The organism is Vibrio sp. L85 (assembly GCF_963871815.1).
Lineage (GTDB): Bacteria > Pseudomonadota > Gammaproteobacteria > Enterobacterales > Vibrionaceae > Vibrio > Vibrio harveyi.
This window is the reverse complement of record NZ_CAWMYL010000022.1, coordinates 221,479-245,107: the sequence shown is the minus strand read 5'-3', so window position 1 is coordinate 245,107 and position 23,629 is coordinate 221,479. Positions and strand designations below refer to the sequence as shown.

Here is a 23,629-nt window from a genome sequence, read left to right as displayed (position 1 = left end):
CTTAACCAATGTGTCCAACCGTGTGAAGAATCCACACCATCAAGAAGCTCAACAACACACCAACCACACCGAGCACAACGCCGACACGAGCCATTTGATTGCTTTGTACATGCCCAGTTGCATGAGCCAATGCGTTTGGTGGTGTACTGATTGGGAGAGACATTCCTAATGACGCTGCGAAAGTCACTACTAGAATCAATGTCACTTCACCGCCCAACGGAGTCAAGGACGCCATAGATGTACCAAGCGCAGCCATAATAGGCATCAGCAAGTTAGCCGTCGCTGTGTGGGACATAAAGTTCGCCATCACCAAACATAAGAACGCCGCACCAAACAACACAACATAAGGTGAGAATTCATCAAACGGAATACTATGCACTACCAGCTTAGCTAGACCCGTTTTATCCAGAGCAAGCCCAAGCGCAATACCACCAGACACGAGCCAAAGCACATCCCAAGAGATTTTTTTCAAGTCTTCTTTGTTGATGATGCCAGTTAGCGAGAATACCGCGACAGGAATTAAAGCGACGGTGTACGAGTTCATGCCATGAGCAGAACCCATCAACCAAAGTAAAATGGTGCCTGCAAAGGTGATGTAAACAATCATCGCTTTCGGTGTTTTTAGGAATTTGCTCTTAATATTGAGGTCAATCGTGGTTTGTTCCGCTTTATACATAAAGCCGATTAAGAACCAAGCAAGAGCCATCATCACAACCACAAAAGGAACACCGAAGACCATCCACTCACCGAAGGTAATTAAGTTATCACCAACGAGATACTTCAAGGCAATCGCATTTGGAGGCGTACCAATTGGCGTGCCGATGCCACCAATGTTTGCAGCAACAGGAATACACAAAGCAAACGCGATACGCCCAGGATCTTTGGGACCAAACACCGCAATCACTGGCGTTAGAATCGACAACATCATTGCGGTTGTCGCTGTATTCGACATAAACATCGAAAAAATCGCCGTGATCAGCATTAAACCTAACATCACGTATTTAGGATTTTGCCCAAAAGGCTTGAGTAGCACACGCGCCAAGTTCACATCCAAGCGATATTTAGTTGCGGCCATCGCAAGAAAGAAACCGCCCAAAAACAGCATAATGATTGGGCTAGCAAAGGTCGCCATGATGTCGTTGTATTGCAATAGCTCGCCAAAATGAGGCTGCCCTTCATCAAACCTAAAGAAAATGATGCTCTTGTTGGATACGAGCAACAGCTCAAGCACGATGATCACCACCGACGTGGCATAAATTGGGATCGGTTCAAATACCCAGCAAAGCGCTGCAAGCAAGAAGATTGCAATCACTCGTTGCTGAATAATGGTGATTCCTTCGAATGGAAAGGCTGACAATGGCATCAGCAAAACGAGCAAAGGGATCACCGTTGGGATGATGTATTTGAGATAAGGGCGCATAGTACTACTTCTCTTCCTGAGATGGTTTACCGTGAGATAACAAGCGTAAGAAGCTGTTTTTATTGGCTTCCTTTCGCCACTCCGAGAAGAAATTATGCGCGCCCTTTAGAGGAGGGTTTCTGGTGTTAGATCAATGAACTCTTATTCACGACGGAAAACATGCGGTATCTGTGTTCAAGCTCACTAATTGAGCGAAATATATTTATCGATCACACAGCGCTTCCATCATACGCTCGCTCCATAACATAGTTCGTCAGTATCGCTCCACGCACCTCAACTTGTTGTTCCTTAAGCACAGAGAATCCCATGTGCTCAAAGAACGGACGAGCGGTAATACTCACCTCCGAATAGAGCCGTGTCAGCCCTTTTTCTTTAGCTTGCTTGAATACATGCGCCATTAGTGCGCGTCCAACCCCCTGCCCTTGATATGCGTGATGACAGAAAAAGTGGTCAACAAGCCCGCTTGATTGAACATCGCTATAGCCCACAATGACCCTATCTAACTCTGCGATAAAGGGTTGAATGTCCGTCATTTTCTGCAGCCAAATTTCTGAATCAAACTCGTCTGGCGCCCACGCTTTCAGTTGCTGTTCGTTGTAGTCTCGACGGTTGACATTACGTACCGTGTTATAGAAAAGTGCCCAGAGTATTGGTGCATCTTGCTCACGAAAATCACGAATAACAATCATAGTTTTTCTATTAAATCGAACTGCATTAATTGGCCTCGCACACCTGGCTCACCTACTGGGTACCAACCATGCTTGAGGTAGAAACGTTCTCCCGCATCATTACCCGGAATATAACGCAATCTTGCATATACGCAGCCCTCTTCAACAAAGCGTTTGAATAGGAAATCTTGCAATTGCTTACCCAGCCCTTGATGACGAAACTCCGGCAGCAAATAAAACAGGTTGATGTATCCGAATCTATGACCCTCTTCATCGGCTACCGGATACCGACACTCTAATTGCCCGATAATTTGGTCATCTTTGATCACATGAAAAAAACCCGCTTCGGGATCTTCCACTATCGACTTGAACCACAAGGTGATTTCTTGAGTATCGAACCCATTTTGATGACCAAAACTCACCTCATACGCGTCTTGTCGAAATGCAATGCACAAATCCAAATGACGAGATAAATCGACGGGAACAAATTCCATTTAAGCCTTTCCTTTTCTTGCTTAGCTTGCCTATATAGACATTAGTTATTTTATATAACCATAAATTCAAGAATTTTATAATTCAACCGTCGGTCATTTGAAATCATGCTTTTATAGGAGAAGTTATTATGCATGCATCATCTGTTACCCAAAAACCGACTCAATTTGGCTACTACCTAGGCGTATTTGGCGTTGCCTTGGTTCTTATCTGGCTAGGTATTTATAAGTTCACCCCTACAGAAGCCAAGCTAATTGAACCTTTGGTGCTTAATCACCCAGCAATGTCTTGGCTGTACAGCATCATCTCAGTTCAAGCAGTTTCTAATATCATTGGTCTGACAGAAATCATTGTCGCACTTGGATTGATCATCGGTTTGAAAAAACCAACCGTTGCCTACTGGTCTGGTATTGCGGCTAGTGTCATCTTTCTTGCTACACTGAGCTTCTTAGTTACGACACCAAACACATGGAAAGTTTCCGACGGTGTTCTAATCGCGAACTTTTTCCTAGTGAAAGATATTTTGTTCCTAGCAATTTCAATCAGTGTGATTGAGAAGAATAAACCGAGCTCGTTTACAAAGGCAGCCGCTTAAGTAACAGGCACTTTTAAAGTGAATGAAGAGGAGCGCCATTTGATAGTGGCGCTTTTAATCAGGCGTAATACAACGCAGTGTTTTTCCATGTCAGCTCCCTTTTTAATCCTTTAAAATCGAACTTGTTAAAGTGCAAATAAAAGTACGCTTTGAAGTCCTTGAAGTTCCCAACTTAAATATCATCTATAAGAATCATACCTCCCTATCACGCTGATTTAAATAAACATTTAATCTCGGCTCATACATAACTACTGATAAATAGTTACTTCGCTTCGAAAATTTTCATTGGGCAGCTTTTCTGTGATTGGTGCGTCTGAAATTTAGCTTGTAATCGAATACACTCCATATGCACCCCGTGCAATAAAAAAGGAATTATATGAAAACGCTTATTTATGACACGCTTGTCAACCTTGCTAACCAAGAACCTGAACACCACGCAAAGATCCGCCAAAACTTGTATGAGCAACTCGATCTGCCATTTGATAAGCAACTTGCATTGTATGCATGCGCTCTTGGCCCAGCGAGTTCAGGGAAACTGGAAAGCCGTGAAGGAATAGACAATGCAGTAGACAGCGCGATTAGACTGTTAACGACTCCTGAGCGTTAATTTGCTTTTTGTTCTGTGACGGCCCTACTCCCCTAAGGGCCGTTTTTCTTTCCGAGATTTAATCAGAAGTCGTGAGTCGCTGGACTTGTTCTGAGTGTGAGAAGTCGATGCAATAAGCGAGCTCTACCGTCCCTCCTCTTTTCGCTTGATACTGTTCTACCGCTTTACGGTCAATGAGTTCATGAATACCTGCAAACACTTCTATCGATAGATCTGAAAACTCTACGTACCCCTGCATTGCCACTTTCGCGTCTTTTGCCACTTCTGTTTTTGGATAAAACGTGGCGATGCACGAAGCAAGAGCAAAGTTCGTCAACAACTGCTCGTTACTGTGATTTTCAAGCGGACTTGCTCCAACCAATAAACTGTAAAACCAACCGACACATCCTAACCAGACGCTATTTTTCAATGTCTTCATCCTTGAGTCTCATCCAAAAAGTTTAAACTTTCAGCTAGATGCAACCTAACGCACCTTTACGTCTCATTGCACCCAGCATTTGGAATTTGCGACACATTCGAGGAAAGTGATTGTTCATTGGGAGTGAGGACGTCATATGTAATCAAGCCAGCAACGACCTTGCTGGCTTAAGGTTAACGTTTAAGGAATTCGTTCAAGGAGAATGAGTTGAAACCCTATTCAAGAGCGAGCGTGACACCATCTGTTGTTGATGCCATCTTTGTGGTCACTTGGTAGTTTTTATCTTTAACACTAGAGAGCATGTACCAAGTAGATTGCGCTTTTTCTGGTGTAAAGGTTACACGCATAAAGCCACGCTGTTTAATGTCTGTCCATTGCAACTCAGAAACCAAATGCGGCAATGTGTACTCCATTTGTGCGATGGCAACGGGCTCTAACGCTAAGTATTCTTCTAAACCCGGAGAGCTAACCGAACTTGTCGCAAACTCGACACCAACAGGGTTATTAGATACATCCTTTAACTCACTGGTCCATGCATTGTGCGTATCACCAGCTAAGCAAACAAAATGACCTTCACTCGCTTTTGCAATCTCATACACTCGCTCTCGCTCAACATAGTACCCATCCCAAGCATCGAGGTTATATGGCAGCTTAATCGTATCTGAGCTTGGATCAGCGAGGTAATTTGAAATCGCACTGTTCACCGCGAGAAGAGCATCCATTTTCTGCTCATCTGTGGCATTAAATAACTGAAACATTGCTAACATAACCGAGCTCGGAAGCTCCATACGCGACATAAGAACTTGCTGCCCAAGAACATTCCATTTGGCGTCTTGGCTGTTAAACGCATTCATTAACCAAGCCAGTTGTTCAGTACCAAGTAGCTCCCTATCAGCACTGCGTGATTGCGCTACGAGTCCACCAATCGCATCCATTGTCGGTGCATTAAGCGAAAAGTAGTCCAACGGCTGATCTCGCCCAACTAAGCGAGTATCGAGCATCATTAGGTTGATCAAATCACCAAACGAGAACTGACGATAAATCAACATATTCGAAAAGGTATTCTCGCGAACAGGCAACCACTCAGTCCATGCTGCGGCAGCGGCGGCGCGTCTGTCGACAAAACTGCCTTCATTATCTTGATGGTTTTCTGCACCATTTTTCCATGCGTCATTCGCGAGCTCATGGTCATCCCAAACCGCAATCATTGGCAATGCAGCATGCAAAGCTTGGAGATCTTGATCTTGACGGTATTGAGCATAGCGCTTTCGATAGTCATCTAAAGTAATGCATTCGGTACCTTTACTTGGCTCACGCCCCAACCTAGCTGCATCTTCACTGGCATAACCACCAGCGCCATATTCATAGATGTAATCACCGAGGTGCAAAACTACATCGAACGACTCTGTTTGATGCTGTTTGAGAATCTCTTTATAAACGTTGAAATAACCCGCGGGATAATTTGCGCAAGACACGACAGCCATGGATGCTTTATCTACGGTGCCTTCAGGTAGAGTTTGTGTCATCCCAACGATGCTAGTGGTCTCGCCTACCATGAAGCGGTAGTAATACTGAGTACTCGGGTTGAGGTTTTGCACATCCACCTTAACCGTAAAGTCTCGACTGGTGTCCGTGGTGAAAGTACCGCTTTGCTCAACGGTTGAAAAATCTTCTGATCTTGAGACCTGCCATGTTACATCCACGTAACTGGCGGCGGTGGTCACTCGAGTCCAGATAATCACTTGAGTTTGGGTCGGGTCGCCGCTGGCCACACCGTATTCGAATGATCCCGTGGGAGTCGCATCGCTATCATCGCTACCACAGGCGGTAAGTGTTGTTGCAACGGCTCCTGAAGAGACGGCTTTTATGAAATCTCGACGAGACAATGACATAGTAACTTCCTTTGTTATTGTGTTTTTATTAACGCGCTCGTTCCTGCACGATTTAACCAGCCAATAGACGCATTATGCTTCTTTGGCTAATTACTCTAAAAAACATTAAGTTAGAAGGTAGTTATGACAATTGTATTTCTTGATGTTACATTTTTGTTAATTTAAGTGTAAATACTCTATATTCATCACACTTCCAACAAATCATGAAGGTATTTATAAATCTGATAGGTAAAACAAAAAAAGCGACCTTTTGACAGGTCGCTTTTGTGTTTGGGGATCGTTCCTTGGGTGTTAGAGCCTCAAATTCAGCACATCTTGCTCGGCAGTTTCTACTTTTAGTTTGCTTCGAGATTCAATGTACTCAATCTGCTTTGAGTCTAACGAATAAGGCATAACTACACGTAATTCATGGATCCCTTCATGTTTTGCTAGCTTCACCAACATCACTAGATTGGATTCATCACTCTGACGTGAAGACATCGATTTTAAGGCAGCATCCCAAAGGCGATCCTCTGGTAAGCTCAACTCCGCGATGTTCTGTTTCCACATCAAGCCAAAAATGGGAGCGATGGTGGCGAATGCCTCCAAGAAGGTCCACTTCTTACTTCCCGTTGCCCCTAGGAAGCTTGTGTAGTCGAATTCAATGCATGTCTTTCCTTGTTGCTCCATCCTATGCCTCGACACTCTGAAATGAGATATACAAAATATCGTTCAATTACTTTGATATAGCAATAGGATATAAAACAATGGTCTTTTATGCCCTAATTTAACCTCAAAAGGAAATATTAAAACCAGCTTTGTAACAAATGGAGTACAGCTTCGCCATATATAAGCATTCAATTGATTAATATTTTAAACGACGAACTAAAACTACGGTGTGCCAAGGCATACCAGTGGATGACGACTATTACGTTCAAAAGACGAATATCGAGTCCTACTTGCGTTTGTGATTAGTCATAATCTATCGAGGTTTCTCCGTAGTCGTGATACCCCTGCACATACAGACCTAAGATGTCATTAAAGTACGAGGTGTCGCTTAGTTCGATTCCGCCTTTACTATTCCGGTTTAGGTTATTTTACATCGAGCACTCGACTGGCTTTCTTATATTGCACTTTCCAGCCTGACCATCGTGGTAGCTCCCAGCGTTTTGGGTCACCTTTCCGGTTACCTTCTGTGTAGATGACATGAACCAATTTACGTGACACAAAGTACTCTACGTCGAGTTTTAGTTCAGCTAACACCAGCTTAAGTGGAAACTGTTCTGCAAAATCTTGATATTCCCAATCTGGAATACCTTCGAAAGGGATATCATCCGCGTCAAACAGTTCGATGTCTTCTACACTTTCGACACCAAGCGTTTCCAGCTGTTCGACCAGCCAAGTAGAAAAAGACAAATCATCAAGCATGCTTTTATCAACAGGAGTTTGGTTTAACCCGAGAGCGTTATAGATCTTCCAATGCTGAATTTGTTGCTTTCTTAGTGGCGCAAATCCCGGCAATAGCGCTTGTTCATCAATCATCTCGACAATAGACTGAACCGCCACTTCTCCTTGAAGTGCTTGGTATTCAGTACAAATGGTTCGCCCTGCATAGATCAAATGCATGGTCGCGCGCGGGACTTCTTCTTCATAATTGGTTTCGCCTTGCTGCCATTCGCCAAGTTCTAATTCACGTAGCAGCGCCAAGGAAACAGGTAACATCACAGATGCAAGGTTAAGCGTCTGCTTTACGCCTCTTCCGGGGACACTATGGCTATCGAGTACCAATGCTGCCTCACTTTTATCAGGGAAGCGGCTATTGCGACCGACCACCATTTCCATCAAGCCATTGCCCAAAGCGTCACGGCGTCGTTCTCGACGAACGAAGACCAGCTCAGGATGCAACTTGGCGATTGCTTTGGTCAGTTCATCACGTTTGTATCGCGATGCTACGTCAAGTTCTGGCAATTCAAACACTTCTCGCATCTGTTTCGCCAAGCCTTGTGCTTCTTCAAGTACGCTCACATCAACATTAACGCCGGGAAGTTGCTCTCCTCTCACCAAGCGAATCATCAGCGATGCATCACAACCAAATGGTTCTTCTTGCGCTAGGGCTTCGGCAGACTCACCGCCTTGCAATTGATGCAACTGAGCTGGAACAGAGAGTGCGGCAGCTAAGTCGATCATCGCTTCTTTTTCTGATTTGGTTTGCATACGAGTGACTAAATCAGCAAACAATGCGTCAATAGGTAAGGGGTAAACTTTTTTACCATGCTCGGTGACATCACCTTGTTGGTCTATCGCTTCCATACCTCGCAAGGTTTGGCTCGCGGAGAGCAGCGATTTTTCAGGTAACGCATCAAGAAATTGAAGTTCGGAAAGTCTATAGCCGCAACAAGCAGCCGCAAGCATAGGCTCCACAAGTTCTTCACGATGTAATTCGGGTGGGGTAACCAATTCTAATGGCGCATGTTCACCAAACAGACGAATACACGCCCCTTCTGCAACACGACCAGCACGCCCCATTCGCTGAGCGGCACTGGCTTTGGAGATATGAGTTAATGTCAGAGCTGTGCGTCCGTTTCGTTGCACCGTTCTGCGTTCCAAACCACTGTCGATCACCACGCGGATATTGGGAATGGTCAGCGAGGTTTCCGCCACGTTGGTCGCTAAAACCACTTTGCGTTGATTTTGTATCGTTAACGCATGGTGTCGCTCTTCATCACTCACCGAAGCATGCAGCTTCACAATCATTACGTCATTGATGTTTTGCAGCATTTGTGCGCATTGAGTAATTTCTTTGCGACCCGGTAAGAAAACGAGAATATCGCCCTCTTCGTCTTCCAGCGCCTCCTTCACTGTTCGAACGACATCATTCTCGCAACCTTTTTTGTTCGGCAAGTAACGGCTATCCAGTGAACGATGGGTAACGGTAACAGGAAAACAACGACCTTCCGATCGCAGCCGTTTGGCATCCAAATAGTTCGCCAGTTTTTCACCTTCTAAGGTTGCTGACGTCACGATCAAGCGGTGTTGCTTTTCTTGCTTTAAAATCGCAGTAAGGAGATCAATGTCCCAGCGACGCTCATGAAATTCGTCCACCATCACGATATCGAAGCTAGCAAGCTTGTCTTCTGCGAACCAACGTAGTGCAACACCAGGCGTCACAAACACGACTTTGGTGTTTTCATCATAGTGAGCGTGAAGCTTAATCGCGTAACCAATCTGCTTCCCTAACGGTTGACCAGATTGATCAGCAAGAAACTCTGCCAATGACGTACATGCGATTCGACGCGGCTCAATGACCAATACTCGACCATGATTAGCAGACCAAAGCGGTAAACGCGTAGATTTACCAGAGCCCGTTTCGGCTTCTACCACCAAATGGTGGTGATTCACGAGTTGGTCAAATTCAGCTTGTAAGCTATCGATAGGCAATTGAGACATAACAAATAAGAACGTGATAATGGATTGCGGGGCATTATACCTGAGTGAGAAATTCCTGCTTTAGGAATCGATTTCATGGTTATGTTTTCTTTCCAGTGACGATATTTTCGTCGGGAACTGAATTTTTTTGCGACATTACGTTGATGTACATCAACGAATGTTTACAACTAAATAGTGAACCCGTTAGAATTTTGCACGCATCCTTCAACCCTACATTTAAGGCACCCAATGAACAACGACAAGCGCCCACTCTATATCCCATATGCGGGTCCGGCTCTTTTAGCGACTCCTCTATTGAACAAGGGCAGTGCGTTCTCTGCAGAAGAACGTAGTTCATTTAACTTGGAAGGTCTTCTACCAGAGACAACTGAAACGATCCAAGAACAGGTAGAGCGTGCGTACCAACAGTACAAAAGCTTTGAAAGCGACATGGATAAGCACATTTACCTGCGCAACATCCAAGATACAAACGAAACGCTATACTACCGACTAGTTCAAAACCACATTTCAGAGATGATGCCTATCATCTACACACCAACTGTTGGTGCAGCGTGTGAGAACTTCTCAAATATCTACCGTCGTGGTCGTGGTCTATTTATCTCATACCCGAACCGCGATCGTATCGATGATCTGCTAAACAACGCAGCCAACCACAACGTTAAAGTTATCGTAGTGACTGATGGCGAACGAATCTTGGGCTTGGGTGACCAAGGTATTGGCGGCATGGGCATTCCAATCGGTAAACTTTCTTTATACACGGCGTGTGGTGGTATCAGCCCTGCGTACACGCTACCAATCGTACTGGATGTAGGTACTAACAACCCGCAACGTCTAGCAGACCCAATGTACATGGGCTGGCGTCATCCTCGTATCACGGGTCCAGATTACGATGCGTTTGTTGAAGAGTTTATCCAAGCAGTACAACGTCGTTGGCCTGATGCGCTAATCCAGTTCGAAGACTTTGCACAGAAAAACGCAATGCCGCTTCTAGAGCGCTACAAAGATCGCATCTGTTGTTTCAACGATGACATTCAAGGTACAGCTGCGGTAACGGTAGGCTCTCTACTAGCAGCATGTAAAGCGGCAGGCACTAAGCTTTCAGATCAACGTATTACTTTCTTGGGTGCAGGTTCAGCAGGTTGTGGTATCGCCGAAGCGATCATCGCACAAATGGTGTCGGAAGGGATTTCTGATAAGAAAGCGCGTTCACAAGTTTACATGGTTGACCGTTGGGGTCTATTGCAAGAGGGTATGCCTAACCTTCTTGATTTCCAGCAACGCTTGGTTCAGAAGTTCGACAACACAAAAGAGTGGGAAAATGAAGGAAATGGCTTCTCACTTCTTGATGTGATGCACAACGCGAAACCAACAGTGCTGATCGGTGTATCGGGTGCTCCGGGTCTGTTCAGTGAAGAAGTAATCAAAGAGATGCACAAACACTGTAAGCGCCCGATCGTGTTCCCATTGTCGAACCCAACTAGCCGTGTAGAAGCAACGCCAAACGACATCATTCGCTGGACAAACGGCGAAGCATTGGTTGCAACAGGTAGCCCATTCGAGCCAGTGGTTCATGAAGGTCGTTCTTACCCTATCGCACAATGTAACAACAGTTACATCTTCCCGGGTATTGGACTTGGTGTTCTGGCGGTAAATGCGAAGCGTGTAACCGATGAAATGCTGATGGAATCAAGCCGAGCGTTGGCAACATGTTCGCCATTAGCTATCAACGGCACCGGTGCCCTACTTCCACCACTAGAAGAAATTCACTTGGTATCGAAGAAGATTGCATTCGCTGTTGCGAAGAAAGCAATTGAGCAAGGCGTTGCGCTAGAAATCACCGATGAAGCGTTAAACGACGCCATTGACCAAGCGTTCTGGCAGCCTGTTTATCGCCGTTACAAACGCACAGCATTCTAAATTTTGCTACGCTTTGTATAATAATTAGCCCTCGCATTGCGGGGGCTTTTGTTTTTTATGCTTTTTTTTCTCATCCTAACCGTATTTTGGCATAAATGGGCTTCTCTCTTTTCATTTCTATCAGATATGATGAGGGATACACATTGAAATAAGGACATCGAACGTTTTGCTGTTTTCCCGCATAAAGTCAAAGTGGAAGCTTAAATTCTCATGGAAGCGTCTGGCTTTGGTTTTGTCGATCTCTTTAATCGGTCTCCTCGTCACCGTTATCGCCATAGACCGTTGGGTTGTGCTACAAGCACAAGAACAAATTTTTACCGACTACGAACAAGTACCTGAGCATGAAGTCGCCGTTGTTCTTGGTACCAGTAAATACATTGGTAAGGTGCTCAACACCTATTACACACACCGAATCAATGCGGCTATTGAGTTGTACAAACAAGGCAAAGTGAAGCAATTTTTGTTGAGTGGGGATAACGCTCACCGCTCTTACAATGAACCTTGGACGATGAAACGAGACTTACTGAAAGCCGGTGTGCCGGAGGAGGTCATCCATCTCGATTACGCAGGATTTCGTACTTTGGATTCGATTGTTCGAGCAAAGAAGATTTTTGCCTCTGAGCGCTTCCTAATTGTCACACAGCGGTTCCACTGTGAGCGTGCTCTTTTCATTGCCGATGCATACAATATCGACGCACAATGTTTGGCAGTAGCAGGTCCAACGGCAAGCAAGCAAAAACTCAACATGCGCACTCGTGAACTTATGGCTCGTGTAAAAGCATTCTTAGATCTGTACGTAATGCATACTCAACCGCGCTTTCTTGGTCCTCAAGAGCCAATCGTTGCCGTGGAAGAGGTACCAGAAACCATCGATAACGAACGTAATATCCCTGTGCAGTAAACCCTATGAGATGTCGTTTATTTCAACCACTCAGCCATGCATTACACACCGATAACAATTCATTAAAAGTAAATGGGTAGCTTTCTACCCATTTCTAATTCCCAACCTCACACTTTCTTGCTCGACCGTCGATTCAGACAAAATTACCTTTCGCATTCGCAGTAACATTTAATCAATAAATAACTACAAGTCAGTTACTTTGCCATAAAAAACCAACACTAAGGCAATGCAAAAGGAGCACAACCATGACCGCACTCGCTGTGACATTGAAGAACTGGTTCTTCACTCGCAACAGCATGATATTAACGTCTAATGTCCTGCTGTTCGCTATATTGTTCAACACCCTACCCTTTGATCCTCAAGTCGTAACTGGCTTGTGTATTTTGATTTTCGTAGCTGTACTTTGGTTAACGGAAGCAATCCATGTGAGCATCACGGCCCTTTTGATCCCGCTACTCGCGGTATTTTTAGGGGTCTTTAATACGCAAGCCGCACTGAACAACTTCTCTAACTCGATCATCTTCTTGTTCTTGGGTGGATTTGCTCTTGCCGCTGCCCTTCATAAACAAAAGCTCGATCAAGCCATCGCCGATAAAGTGTTGCTCATCGCACGCGGTAAGATGTCAGTTGCTGTGTTTATGTTGTTTGGTGTTAGCGCGGGTCTTTCAATGTGGATTTCAAACACTGCAACCACAGCCATGATGTTGCCATTGGTTCTAGGTGTAATGAGCAAACTGGATGCGAAGAAAAGTCACAGTACCTACTTGTTCGTTCTACTGGGCATTGCTTACAGCGCCTCTATTGGTGGCATTGCAACGCTAGTTGGTAGCCCACCGAACGCTATCGCAGCGGCAGAAGTCGGGTTGAGTTTTACAGAGTGGATGGAACTAGGTTTACCAATTTCATTGATTCTCATGCCTATCGCTATCTTGGTCCTTTACACCATGACTAAGCCTGATTTGAGCCACAAGTTCGAACTTGACCACCAGCCTGTTGAGTGGACAAACGGCAAAATGATCACGCTAGCAATCTTCCTATTGACGGTTACTTTGTGGATTTTCAGCAAACCAATCAACGCGATGCTAGGTGGCTTTGCTAAATTCGATACCTTAGTGGCAATCGGTGCAATTCTTTTGCTTGGTGCGTCACGAGCAGTGGAATGGAAAGATATTGAGAAAACCACCGATTGGGGCGTACTGATCTTGTTCGGCGGTGGTATCTGTCTGAGCAATGTGCTTAAAGCGACAGGAACAAGCGTATTCCTAGCAAATGGTCTAGCTGGATTCCTAGAGCAGGCAGGCGTGCTACTGACTATCTTAGCCGTTGTCGCATTCGTCGTTTTCTTAACTGAGTTTGCAAGTAACACGGCGAGTGCTGCACTGTTGGTGCCTGTATTTGCAACCATTGCTGAGGCTCTTGGTCTGTCGCCAGTGATTCTATCTGCGCTAATCGCTGTTGCTGCGTCTTGTGCCTTCATGCTTCCAGTAGCAACACCACCAAATGCTATTGTTTTTGCAACGGGTCATATTAAACAGAAAGAAATGATGCGAATTGGTATGGTTCTGAACATCGCATGTATTGGTGCACTAACGCTGTTCGCTTGGTTGTTCTGGTAACAACGAGGTTCTGGAAAAACGCAGAGAGCTACATCATGCGCAGCTCTCTGTCGTCAAAGTCTAGCACTACAGCTGCTGTTCTCGGTAATCATATGAATACCTAGCTACTACCCCATAGTCATGTTCAGCAGTTTCCCTTTTGGTGGTCGGTCGGCCACCTTTTTTCTTCTCTGTATTTCTCTGTCTAAGGCTGGATTTAAGACGCCACATCTGACTTCATTTGCATGCCGTAATTCACTTCGATTCGGTTGCGACCATTGCGCTTAGCTAAGTAGAGCACTTCGTCTGCACGAGCCATCGTCTCAGAGACTCGTTCATTTTGCATCTGAGCGACACCGATACTGCACGTCAAAGGTTCACCATGAACCCACAAGTGACTTTCAACATTTTGTCTTATGACTTCTGCTTTTTTTACCGCTTGTTCCACATTGGTGTCAGGGCAAAAAACCACAAACTCTTCCCCACCCCATCGAACCAGGCGATCTTCGGGTTGAATCGAACTTGAGATTACCATGACGAACTCACGCAGAATATCATCACCCATCTGGTGACCGTACTTGTCGTTCACACGTTTGAATTTATCTAAGTCCATATACAAAATGGAAAATGAGTCGTGCCCCCATCGAACCTGTCGAGCTTGCTGCTCTAGCCAACTTTGTACCGCATGACGGTTCATCGCTCCAGTCAATGCATCACGGTGCGCCAGTTCAGCGAATTCATAATTTTGCGCACGTAACGTGTTGTTAACTTTCTCTAGATGACGATGACGTTTTTTCGCTTTGTTGTAAGCCATTTTGTTCTTTCGCATCTCGTGCAGTGAAAATGCCAAACCTAATGCCATCCAGGAGAACAATAAAACAAACAACAGCGTTGATTGCTGGACGTACGCACCTTCAAACTCAATTTTGTCGATCACGATCTTATGTTTACCAAGCGCCGCACCTGCACCTGTCGCTAAATCAATGCGTGTAATGTTAGAAAACTCCGGAGCAGAGTGCTCAATAGCAACATCATTGTCATTCAACCACCATGTCATAACTTGAAGGTTCTTAATTGGGATCTCAATAATCTCACTGAAATCGGAAGGAGAAAACTGCATACCATTGTATTTAATGGTGTATTCATCCGTTGGTATTGAGTAGGCAGAGTTAAAGTTTCTTAAATACAAACGTAGATTTTTGCTTGGGCTTTGCCCATCACCTGCAGCCTCGTAACGGATCTTCAAACGGACCGTGTGGTAACTAGAAAGATCCAACCCCTTGATTGCTTCTTTTACATCGGTGTACACGGAAATTCCACAGTATGGCCATGCGTACTTACTCTCTTTGAGATCACAATTTAAAGTCAAACTGTGGTTTTGATAGGTAATATCTGACTCACTCAGACCGCCCGCAATAGCGTCATTGGTTACATGGATATTGAACTTGTCTGGTGTAACTTCAAGTTTGCGGGTGTCACCAAGCAAGCTATATAACGCCACCAAACTGATGGTGCATATCGATAATGCAAAAATTAATCTATGTATCCATTTCATCACGACCAACCTAGTTACTGAGTATCATTCTGTTTATATCGACCAATGTACTGAATGTTATTTCACTTTTCAAATAAAGTTATTTATCAAGCCAAAAAGTGATTTTTAACTCAAATTCTCACTATTGATACATTACATATGGTTATACAACATGATCTTGCTCCAAAGTAGCCTGTGTATTTTCATTTAGGTGCTTGTGCGAAGCACTTCAAACCCTAATAGAATACATCGATTAAAAAACCAACAAAGAACACTCAAATCCCGCAACTTCGCTCCCTCTTCCTGCCTATCGAGCCCGGTTCGGTATATACTGTGCAAAAACACAATAATGAGTAATGTCATGTCAATAATTGCTACTGGTACGCTAAGTAAGATGCGTGCTTCTCTAGACGGTGCCGTAAGTTACCGTTTACCTATCGGTGATGAAGAAGTGGATCTAAGTCCGTTTCTTGGTCAAACACTTACCTTGACTCACACTGGCAACATTTACTGCTGCTCTTGCGGTAAGAAAACTAAAAAAAGCTATTCTCAAGGCCACTGTTTCGTTTGTATGAAAAAGTTAGCGAGTTGCGACATGTGCATCATGAAGCCAGAAACTTGTCACTACGAGCAAGGTACCTGCCGTGAACCTCAATGGGGGGAAGAGAATTGCATGGTAGACCACTTCGTTTACCTGTCGAATACGTCAAGCTTGAAAGTTGGTATCACACGTCATACTCAAATCCCAACCCGCTGGATCGATCAGGGTGCGACGCAAGGCCTACCGATCTTCAAGGTGAAAACCCGCCATATCTCTGGTCTGATTGAAGTAGAGTTAGCGAAACACATTGCCGATAAGACGAATTGGCGTACTCTATTAAAAGGTGATGGAGAACCAATTGAGCTACAAGAGCGTTTCGCTGAGCTGCTGCCATTGGTGGAAGATAAAATTGCTGAGATTAAGCAACAATACGGTGATGATGCTATTGAAGTATTAAGTGAGAACATCACTTCCCTGAGCTACCCAGTTCAGCAACATCCAACAAAAATCACCTCACACAACTTTGATAAGAACCCTGTCGTCACTGGCACGCTACAAGGCATTAAAGGTCAATACCTAATCTTTGATACTGGGGTGATTAACGTACGTAAATTTACTTCGTATGAGATTGAAGTGAGCGAATAAGCCTCGATTAATTGAATTTAGAGAAACGAAAAAGCTCGAGCCAAGTGCCCGAGCTTTTTGTTCTTTGAGTTTTCGATTCTTACGCGTCCAGTATGCTCTCTAACACATCAAATAACATATCGATCTCAGCTGTGGTGTTGTAGTGCATACAACCAATTCGCACCACGCCACCAGATTCTTCGAGCCCCAATTGGCGAAACAACCCGAGTGCGTAGAAGTGCCCGTTCCAAACGCAGATATTGTGTTCCCCCAACGTTTTAGCAATGAACTCTGGAGCGTATTTATCAAACGTAAGAGCAAACGTGGGTGTCCTCAGTTGGCTACTTTCATCGTTAATACCAAACAGATTCACCCCATCAAGCGCACCCAGACGCTGTAAGAAATGCGCACTTAATCGCTGTTCATGCTGATTATATAACGCATAGCTCTGCTCTAAACGCTGACGAAGTGATGCACCTTCATCACCAAATTGCGCTAAGTATTCGATAGCAGCAGTCACGCCTGCTAAACCTTCAAAACTCTGCGTTCCTGTTTCGAAGCGCCCTGGTCCAATATTCGTTGCGGGTTCCACTTTATACGGTTTGATACTGTGCAACCATTGGTCAGCAATGTAAGCAATACCGACATGTGGTCCAAAAAACTTATATGCTGAACACGCCAAGAAATCACACCCTACTGCTTGCACATCGACTAAGTGGTGCGGCGCATAATGAACAGCATCCACATAAACCTGAGCACCAATGCGATGCGCCAGTTCTACCACTTGATGAATATCGACAATTGAGCCAGTGGTATTCGATGCATAAGTCATAGCGACTAAGCGAGTTTTTTCGCTCAGCAGACTTTGCAGATGTTCTAGATCTAACGTACAGTCATGTTCGTTGATTCTCACTTGGTGAACAATGACGCCTTTGTCTTCTGCGGCTTGCTGCCAGCTAGATACATTGGAGTAGTGATCTAATGCCGAGACAATGATTTCATCTCCCTCTTTCCAATCGCGACTGATCGCACGGCTTAATTGGAAAGTCAGTGACGTCATATTGGCACCAAAAACGATATTACCGGATGAAGGTGCATTGAGCAGTGCTTGCGCAGACTCACGAGCGGATTGCATAACGTCAACCGTCGCTTGACTCGAGAAATAGTGCCCACCGAGATTAGAGTTAAAATGCCCAAGGTAACTCACCATACTGTCTAACACCGACTGCGGTACCTGTGAACCACCAGGACCATCAAAAAACGTTACTGGACGGTCGTTATGGTATTGCGCCAATGCCGGAAACTGCTCTCGAATTTGATTAAGATTGAAGTTCATTTCGTTTGTCCGTCGCTGTCAGTACAAATACATCCATGTGACCTTCTTGATCATTAATCACTGAGCGAATTGGAACGGCATTGTGCCACAGTTTGCTGTCTGCCAGCATTGCTACTTCCCCATTCTCCAGCACTTTACGGAAGAAAGGCGCTTGATTGTGGCTGCTGTAAAGCATGATGTCCCCGCCCATGATGTTGTGACGTCCCACGCCGACAAGCGCGATATGGTCAAAGCCATCTTGGTGCACGCCTTCGGGAGCAACTTGAGTTTCATCATAAATCGCTGTGATTCGAATCTGGTGAATTTCGATTTCCTGACCTTCTGGTAGGTGATTAGCATTAACAAACAACGCGCACATTTCACGGAAGCCGTCACTTGAAAGAATACCTTTCTCAATCGGCTCAAATTGACGAACGACATCACCTTGAAAGCGGTTGATATCCGATGACTGAACAAAGCTGTTCTTGTTTAAATCAATCACTTGACCATTTTCAAACCCCACGACGGAGTAGCGGCGTAAACGATACTGACCATCGGCATGTTCTGTCCGAGGTAGTCCTTCAAAGGAAGGAGAAAGTTGCTCAATCGCGGCCATGCTGAGCTGAGTTAAATGTAGGGTGTTCTCACGTGAATGTAACATCATTGGCTCCTTTAATGAGGCACATCTAGTTTGTTTTGATTAACATTTAATTTACATTCTAGGATACGCAAATATTCTGCAATTACCAGAATTTGACGTTGATAGCTTCAACAAAAACAAAAAAACAACATACATATCTAATATTTTGTTAAATATCAGTCTAAACATTCAGAACGGAGCATTCGCCACATTTGAAACTAGAACTCTCCACTATGAATAGAATTTTATTCTGGAATGGCACACTCGATGATAAACATCAGCAAGTTCTAACCTATAACCAATAATTCGGTTGGCTCCTTTCGTTTATGCTTTTAAAGCACTAAGAATTTCCATACAATCGGAGAAAATGTTCAGCCCTCTATGGAGCCATAATGAGCGACGTAAAACACTGTAAACTATTAATTCTTGGTTCTGGTCCAGCAGGTTACACCGCAGCAGTCTACGCAGCGCGTGCCAATCTAAACCCTGTGCTTGTGACGGGAATGCAGCAAGGTGGTCAGCTAACGACCACAACAGAAGTAGAAAACTGGCCTGGTGATGCAGAAGGCCTTACTGGTCCTGGTTTGATGGAACGCATGAAAGAGCACGCAGAACGATTCGAAACAGAAATCGTGTTCGATCACATTAACGAAGTGGAATTGTCTCAACGTCCATTCCGTCTAAAAGGTGACTCTGGTGAGTACACTTGTGATGCGTTAATTATCTCTACCGGCGCATCAGCAAAATACCTAGGTCTTGAATCTGAAGAAGCGTTCAAAGGCCGTGGTGTATCGGCATGTGCAACCTGTGATGGTTTCTTCTACCGTAATCAAAAAGTAGCGGTAGTGGGTGGTGGTAACACAGCGGTAGAAGAAGCGCTTTACCTATCAAACATTGCCTCTGAAGTTCACCTGATCCACCGTCGCGACTCATTCCGCGCTGAAAAGATCCTCGTGAAGCGTCTGATGGATAAAGTAGAAAGCGGTAACATCATTCTTCATACTGATCGCACTCTAGATGAAGTGCTAGGTGACGACATGGGCGTTACTGGCGTTCGTATCAAAGATGTGAACAGCGGTGCGACCGAAGATCTCGAAGTAATGGGCGCATTCATCGCAATCGGTCACCAACCAAATACACAGATCTTTGAAGGCCAGGTAGACATGAAAGATGGTTACATCATTGTTCAATCTGGTCTTGAAGGAAACGCAACACAAACCAGCATTAAAGGTGTGTTCGCAGCGGGTGATGTGATGGATCATAACTACCGTCAAGCTATTACCTCTGCAGGTACTGGTTGTATGGCTGCACTGGATGCAGAACGTTTCCTAGACGCACTTACTGACAAATAACTTTTCACATTTGTGTCATATCCTTAAAGCCCAGCGGTATTCCCGCTGGGTTTTCTTTTGTATACTACCGCCTCATTAAAACAATTATCATTAAGCCTTCACGATGGATAAGAAAAAGCAAAGCAGCTTGAATAAGTGGCTTAAGCAACAAAGTAAGTTAGCCAAGCGCTGGCTGATGGTTGCGATAGGCCTAGGCGTACTATCAAGCGTGTTTTTATTGGCTCAAGCAGCCCTGCTCGCCTCCATTCTCCACCAGTTAATCATTGAGCATGTCGACAAAAGTGAACTTGTTTGGCACTTCGTCGGATTAGGTGTCACCGTTGTTGGTCGCGCGGCCTGTACTTGGGGACGCGAAATTGCGGGATACCGTTGTGGTGAACAAATCCGCGTTTATATTCGTCAACTGATTCTCGATAAAGTCCACCAACTTGGTCCTGCTTACATCAAAGGCAAGCCAGCGGGCAGTTGGGCAACTCTGATTTTAGAGCAAGTAGAAGATATGCAAGATTTCTTCTCTCGCTACCTTCCACAAATGTCGTTGTCTGTATTGGTGCCTTTCATCATTCTGGTGGTGGTCTTCCCTATTAACTGGGCAGCGGGTTTAATTTTCCTAGTAACTGCGCCATTGGTCCCAATGTTCATGGCCTTGGTTGGTATGAAAGCCGCTGACGCAAACCGCAAGAACTTCAAAGCGCTACAACGTCTTTCTGGGCATTTCTACGACCGCTTACAAGCGATGACAACGATTCGTTTGTTCGATCGCACTAAGTCAGAAACCGAGACATTAAAAGGGGCATCAGAAGTCTTCCGTACACGTACGATGGATGTCTTGAAGATTGCCTTTCTATCTTCTGCCGTGCTTGAGTTCTTCACTTCGATTTCAATTGCGATTACTGCGGTATACTTCGGTTTCAGCTACATCGGTGAACTGAACTTCGGCTATTACGGCGCTGGCGTAACCCTCTTCGCCGGTTTGTTTATTCTTATCCTTGCGCCTGAATTCTATCAACCACTGCGCGATCTAGGCACTTTCTATCATGCGAAGCAGCAAGCAGTCGGTGCAGCAGAAAGCATCGTTGAGTTCTTAGAGCTAGACATTGACCAAGTGAAAGACGGCAATAAAGTCGTTGAGCAAAACGCAGCGATTCACATCGAAGCCAGTGACCTTGTTATCTTCAGTCCAGAAGGCAAACAACTCGTCGGTCCCCTAACCTTCTCTTTAGACGCCAACCAAAGCACGGCATTAGTTGGCCCTAGTGGTGCAGGTAAAACCAGCTTAGTGAACACCATCCTTGGCTTTATGCCATACAAGGGCAGTCTGAAAGTTAACGGTTGTGAATTATCTGAGCTGGACTTGTCTACATGGCGAAAAGCCATCAGTTGGATTGGGCAAAACCCGATGCTTTTACACGGCAGCATTCGTGACAACGTCACCTTGGGCAAGCAAGATATTCAAGACCAACAAGTCCATTCAGTACTCAACGACTCTCACGCCGCAGAGTTTGTTGAAATGCATGGCTTGGATTACCAAATTTCTGACCGCTCCGGTGGTCTATCTGTTGGTCAGGCACAACGTCTTGCACTTGCGCGTGCGATGCTACAAAACGGGCGTTTTTGGTTACTCGATGAGCCAACCGCCAGCTTGGATGCTCGGAGCGAGAAACTTGTGATGGAAGGCATCGGTAAATACACCGAATCCACCACTAACTTGATGATCACTCACCAATTGGCACCACTGCAAAATGTGTCTCAGATTTTGGTGATGCAAGAAGGTCAAATTGTCCAACGTGGTGATTACGAAACTCTGGCATCTCAAGATGGTTTATTTAAAGAAATGTTGGCTGCCAACCTAGCTCAACGTGAATCAGACAAGGGGAACTTAGATGCGTGATTTACTCCCTTATCTAAAACTGTATAAAAAGCACTGGTTTGGTTTGTCGCTGGGTATGCTACTGGCTTTCCTAACACTGGCCGCTTCCATTGGTCTGCTGACCTTATCAGGCTGGTTTATTTCGGCTGCTGCTGTGGCAGGATTGACCATAGCTCGCGAGACCTTTAACTACATGTTGCCTGGCGCAGGTGTTCGTGGTGCGGCAATGGCACGTACGGCAGGTCGTTGGGGTGAACGAGTGGTTAGCCACAATGCGACCTTCAAGCTACTAACGGATCTACGTATCTTCTTCTTCAAGAAGCTTGCGCCGTTGATCCCCGGTCGTGTTTCGACTTTGCGTGATGCAGACTTACTCAACCGTCTAGTGGCGGATGTAGATGCAATGGATCATGTTTATTTGCGTCTTATCAGCCCTGTGATTGTTGGCGTATTCGGCATCTTGTCGCTAACCGCAGTGCTTGCTTTCTTTGACTGGCATCTTGCCCTATTGCTTGGCGGTATTCTAACGGTAATGCTGTTAGTGTGGCCGGTACTGTTCTACAAACTGGGTAAGCATAACGGCGAACATCTGACACAAAATAAAGCACAGCTACGCGTGGCAACACTAGACTGGTTGCAAGGTTACAGCGAACTAAGCTTATTCGGCGCAGAAGAGCGCTACCGCAATGTGATTCTTGAGAAGCAAAAACAACTGCTATCCAACCAGTTTATCAACGCGAACCTAACGGGCATGGCGTCTGGCCTGCTGATGCTAGCGAATGGTTTAACGCTCGTTGCGATGCTGTGGTTTGCTGCGGATGGCGTTGGTGGTCGTGCGCCAGATCCTTGGATTGCGCTGTTCGCATTTGCCACCATGGCGAGCTTTGAAATTCTGATGCCAATCGCCGGTGCTTTCCAATACCTAGGTCAAACACTGACTTCAGCACGTCGATTAAACGAAATCACACTAGCTGAACCAGACGTTATCTTCCCTGAACGTTCTAAACGCGAAGATAAGCCGTTAGATATTGAGTTCAGCAAGGTAGATTTCACCTACCCTGATGGTCAGCAAAAAGTACTGAAAGATCTAACGCTATCACTGCCACTAGGCTCGAAAACGGCGATTGTTGGTCAAACTGGTTCAGGTAAATCAACACTTATTCAATTGCTTTGTCGCTACTGGGATGTAAACCAGGGTCAAGTGAGCATCGGTGGCGCACCTCTGCAAGATTGGAGTGAATCTGATCTGCGCGCGGCAATCACAGTAGTAAGCCAACGTGTTGATGTTCTTAATGGCACATTGCGTGACAACCTGCTGCTTGCAGCCCCTGAAGCCACGGACGAGCAGCTAGCTGATATTCTGATCAAAGTGGACTTGGCGAATCTCTTAGAAGAGCCAGGATTGAACGCTTGGTTAGGTGATGGCGGACGTCAACTGTCTGGTGGTGAAAAGCGTCGAATTGGTATTGCGCGCGCTCTATTGCGTGATGCCCCAATCCTGCTTCTTGATGAACCAACTGAAGGTCTAGACAAACGCACCGAGCAAACGGTAATGGCACTGTTCAAAGAGCACTTTGCGAACAAAACCGTGGTATTTATCACCCACCGTTTGATTGAGCTAGAAAGCATGGACAACATCTGTCTGATGGAGCAAGGCGAGATCATCGAACAAGGTAGCCACCAAGCGCTACTAGCTGAGAAAGGTCGTTACCACCAGCTATTACAATCTCTGTAGTCTGGAATTAACATAAACAAAGGGCTCATCCATTGATGAGCCCTTTTTTATACCAATCACAGTAAGCAAGTGTTCAAAGTTAACGCA

At 45.2% G+C, this 23,629-nt stretch carries 19 protein-coding genes; 9 read left to right on the top strand and 10 right to left on the bottom strand.

What is annotated here, in order from left to right; translation table 11 throughout:
• Position 1 precedes the first annotated feature (1 nt).
• From AACR11_RS05755 to AACR11_RS05745, 3 genes are all read right to left on the bottom strand, one after another.
• Complete coding sequence (locus AACR11_RS05755; protein ID WP_005444477.1) at positions 2–1,420, bottom strand: SLC13 family permease; 1,419 nt, start codon at positions 1,418–1,420, stop codon at positions 2–4.
• A gap of 209 nt (positions 1,421–1,629) precedes the next feature.
• Complete coding sequence (locus AACR11_RS05750) at positions 1,630–2,109, bottom strand: GNAT family N-acetyltransferase (RefSeq protein WP_009698102.1); 480 nt, start codon at positions 2,107–2,109, stop codon at positions 1,630–1,632.
• Positions 2,106–2,582, bottom strand: coding sequence for a GNAT family N-acetyltransferase (locus tag AACR11_RS05745; RefSeq protein WP_009698103.1), 477 nt, complete (start codon positions 2,580–2,582; stop codon positions 2,106–2,108). The genes AACR11_RS05750 and AACR11_RS05745 overlap by 4 nt, the downstream gene beginning before the upstream one ends.
• Before the next feature lie 128 nt (positions 2,583–2,710).
• Between AACR11_RS05745 and AACR11_RS05740 the strand changes: the two genes are divergently transcribed.
• Both AACR11_RS05740 and AACR11_RS05735 read left to right on the top strand, forming a co-directional pair.
• Positions 2,711–3,175, top strand: coding sequence for a DUF417 family protein (locus tag AACR11_RS05740; protein WP_005444484.1), 465 nt, complete (start codon positions 2,711–2,713; stop codon positions 3,173–3,175).
• Positions 3,176–3,551: 376 nt separating this feature from the next.
• Positions 3,552–3,782 carry a PAS factor family protein gene (locus AACR11_RS05735; protein WP_009698104.1) on the top strand — a complete coding sequence of 77 codons (231 nt, stop codon included), beginning with the start codon at positions 3,552–3,554 and terminating at the stop codon, positions 3,780–3,782.
• Between the two features lie 58 nt (positions 3,783–3,840).
• Here the strand turns inward: AACR11_RS05735 and AACR11_RS05730 are convergent, their stop codons facing one another.
• The 4 genes from AACR11_RS05730 to AACR11_RS05715 form a co-directional block, all read right to left on the bottom strand.
• A complete protein-coding gene (locus AACR11_RS05730) occupies positions 3,841–4,200 on the bottom strand; it encodes a T6SS amidase immunity protein Tai4 family protein (RefSeq protein ID WP_009701546.1) in 360 nt (119 codons plus the stop codon).
• Positions 4,201–4,415: 215 nt separating this feature from the next.
• Entirely contained in the window at positions 4,416–6,092 is a 1,677-nt protein-coding gene (locus tag AACR11_RS05725; protein ID WP_079325594.1) for an alkaline phosphatase D family protein, read from the bottom strand.
• Between the two features lie 291 nt (positions 6,093–6,383).
• Positions 6,384–6,761 carry a hypothetical protein gene (locus AACR11_RS05720; RefSeq protein WP_005444488.1) on the bottom strand — a complete coding sequence of 126 codons (378 nt, stop codon included), beginning with the start codon at positions 6,759–6,761 and terminating at the stop codon, positions 6,384–6,386.
• Between the two features lie 402 nt (positions 6,762–7,163).
• A complete protein-coding gene (locus tag AACR11_RS05715; protein WP_029789416.1) occupies positions 7,164–9,518 on the bottom strand; it encodes a helicase-related protein in 2,355 nt (784 codons plus the stop codon).
• A 228-nt stretch (positions 9,519–9,746) separates the two neighbouring features.
• Here AACR11_RS05715 and AACR11_RS05710 point away from each other — a divergent pair, with 228 nt between their 5' ends.
• From AACR11_RS05710 to AACR11_RS05700, 3 genes are all read left to right on the top strand, one after another.
• Complete coding sequence (locus AACR11_RS05710) at positions 9,747–11,435, top strand: NAD-dependent malic enzyme (RefSeq protein ID WP_029789417.1); 1,689 nt, start codon at positions 9,747–9,749, stop codon at positions 11,433–11,435.
• A gap of 166 nt (positions 11,436–11,601) precedes the next feature.
• Entirely contained in the window at positions 11,602–12,336 is a 735-nt protein-coding gene (locus tag AACR11_RS05705; protein WP_009700901.1) for a SanA/YdcF family protein, read from the top strand.
• 245 nt (positions 12,337–12,581) lie between these two features.
• Entirely contained in the window at positions 12,582–13,952 is a 1,371-nt protein-coding gene (locus tag AACR11_RS05700; RefSeq protein ID WP_009698107.1) for an SLC13 family permease, read from the top strand.
• A gap of 196 nt (positions 13,953–14,148) precedes the next feature.
• Here the strand turns inward: AACR11_RS05700 and AACR11_RS05695 are convergent, their stop codons facing one another.
• Positions 14,149–15,486, bottom strand: a complete 1,338-nt coding sequence (locus AACR11_RS05695; protein WP_029789418.1) for a GGDEF domain-containing protein — start codon at positions 15,484–15,486, stop codon at positions 14,149–14,151.
• 340 nt (positions 15,487–15,826) lie between these two features.
• On the opposite strand from AACR11_RS05695, the gene AACR11_RS05690 reads away from it, so the two are divergent.
• Positions 15,827–16,651: a DUF2797 domain-containing protein gene (locus tag AACR11_RS05690; RefSeq protein ID WP_029789419.1), complete on the top strand. Its 825-nt coding sequence runs from the start codon at positions 15,827–15,829 to the stop codon at positions 16,649–16,651.
• Between the two features lie 79 nt (positions 16,652–16,730).
• On the opposite strand, the gene AACR11_RS05685 is transcribed toward AACR11_RS05690, so the two are convergent.
• Together AACR11_RS05685 and AACR11_RS05680 are read right to left on the bottom strand one after the other, a co-directional pair.
• Positions 16,731–17,966: a cysteine desulfurase-like protein gene (locus AACR11_RS05685; RefSeq protein WP_029789420.1), complete on the bottom strand. Its 1,236-nt coding sequence runs from the start codon at positions 17,964–17,966 to the stop codon at positions 16,731–16,733.
• Entirely contained in the window at positions 17,950–18,609 is a 660-nt protein-coding gene (locus AACR11_RS05680; protein ID WP_005444497.1) for a 2OG-Fe dioxygenase family protein, read from the bottom strand. The genes AACR11_RS05685 and AACR11_RS05680 overlap by 17 nt, the downstream gene beginning before the upstream one ends.
• A gap of 368 nt (positions 18,610–18,977) precedes the next feature.
• On the opposite strand from AACR11_RS05680, the gene trxB reads away from it, so the two are divergent.
• The 3 genes from trxB to cydC all read left to right on the top strand — a co-directional run bounded on the left by trxB (position 18,978) and on the right by cydC (position 23,542).
• Positions 18,978–19,937, top strand: coding sequence for a thioredoxin-disulfide reductase (trxB, locus tag AACR11_RS05675; RefSeq protein WP_005444498.1), 960 nt, complete (start codon positions 18,978–18,980; stop codon positions 19,935–19,937).
• A gap of 103 nt (positions 19,938–20,040) precedes the next feature.
• Positions 20,041–21,828: a heme ABC transporter permease/ATP-binding protein CydD gene (gene cydD / locus AACR11_RS05670; RefSeq protein WP_029789421.1), complete on the top strand. Its 1,788-nt coding sequence runs from the start codon at positions 20,041–20,043 to the stop codon at positions 21,826–21,828.
• Positions 21,821–23,542, top strand: coding sequence for a heme ABC transporter ATP-binding protein/permease CydC (gene cydC / locus AACR11_RS05665; RefSeq protein WP_029789422.1), 1,722 nt, complete (start codon positions 21,821–21,823; stop codon positions 23,540–23,542). The genes cydD and cydC overlap by 8 nt, the downstream gene beginning before the upstream one ends.
• The last annotated feature ends 87 nt before the right edge of the window (positions 23,543–23,629 follow it).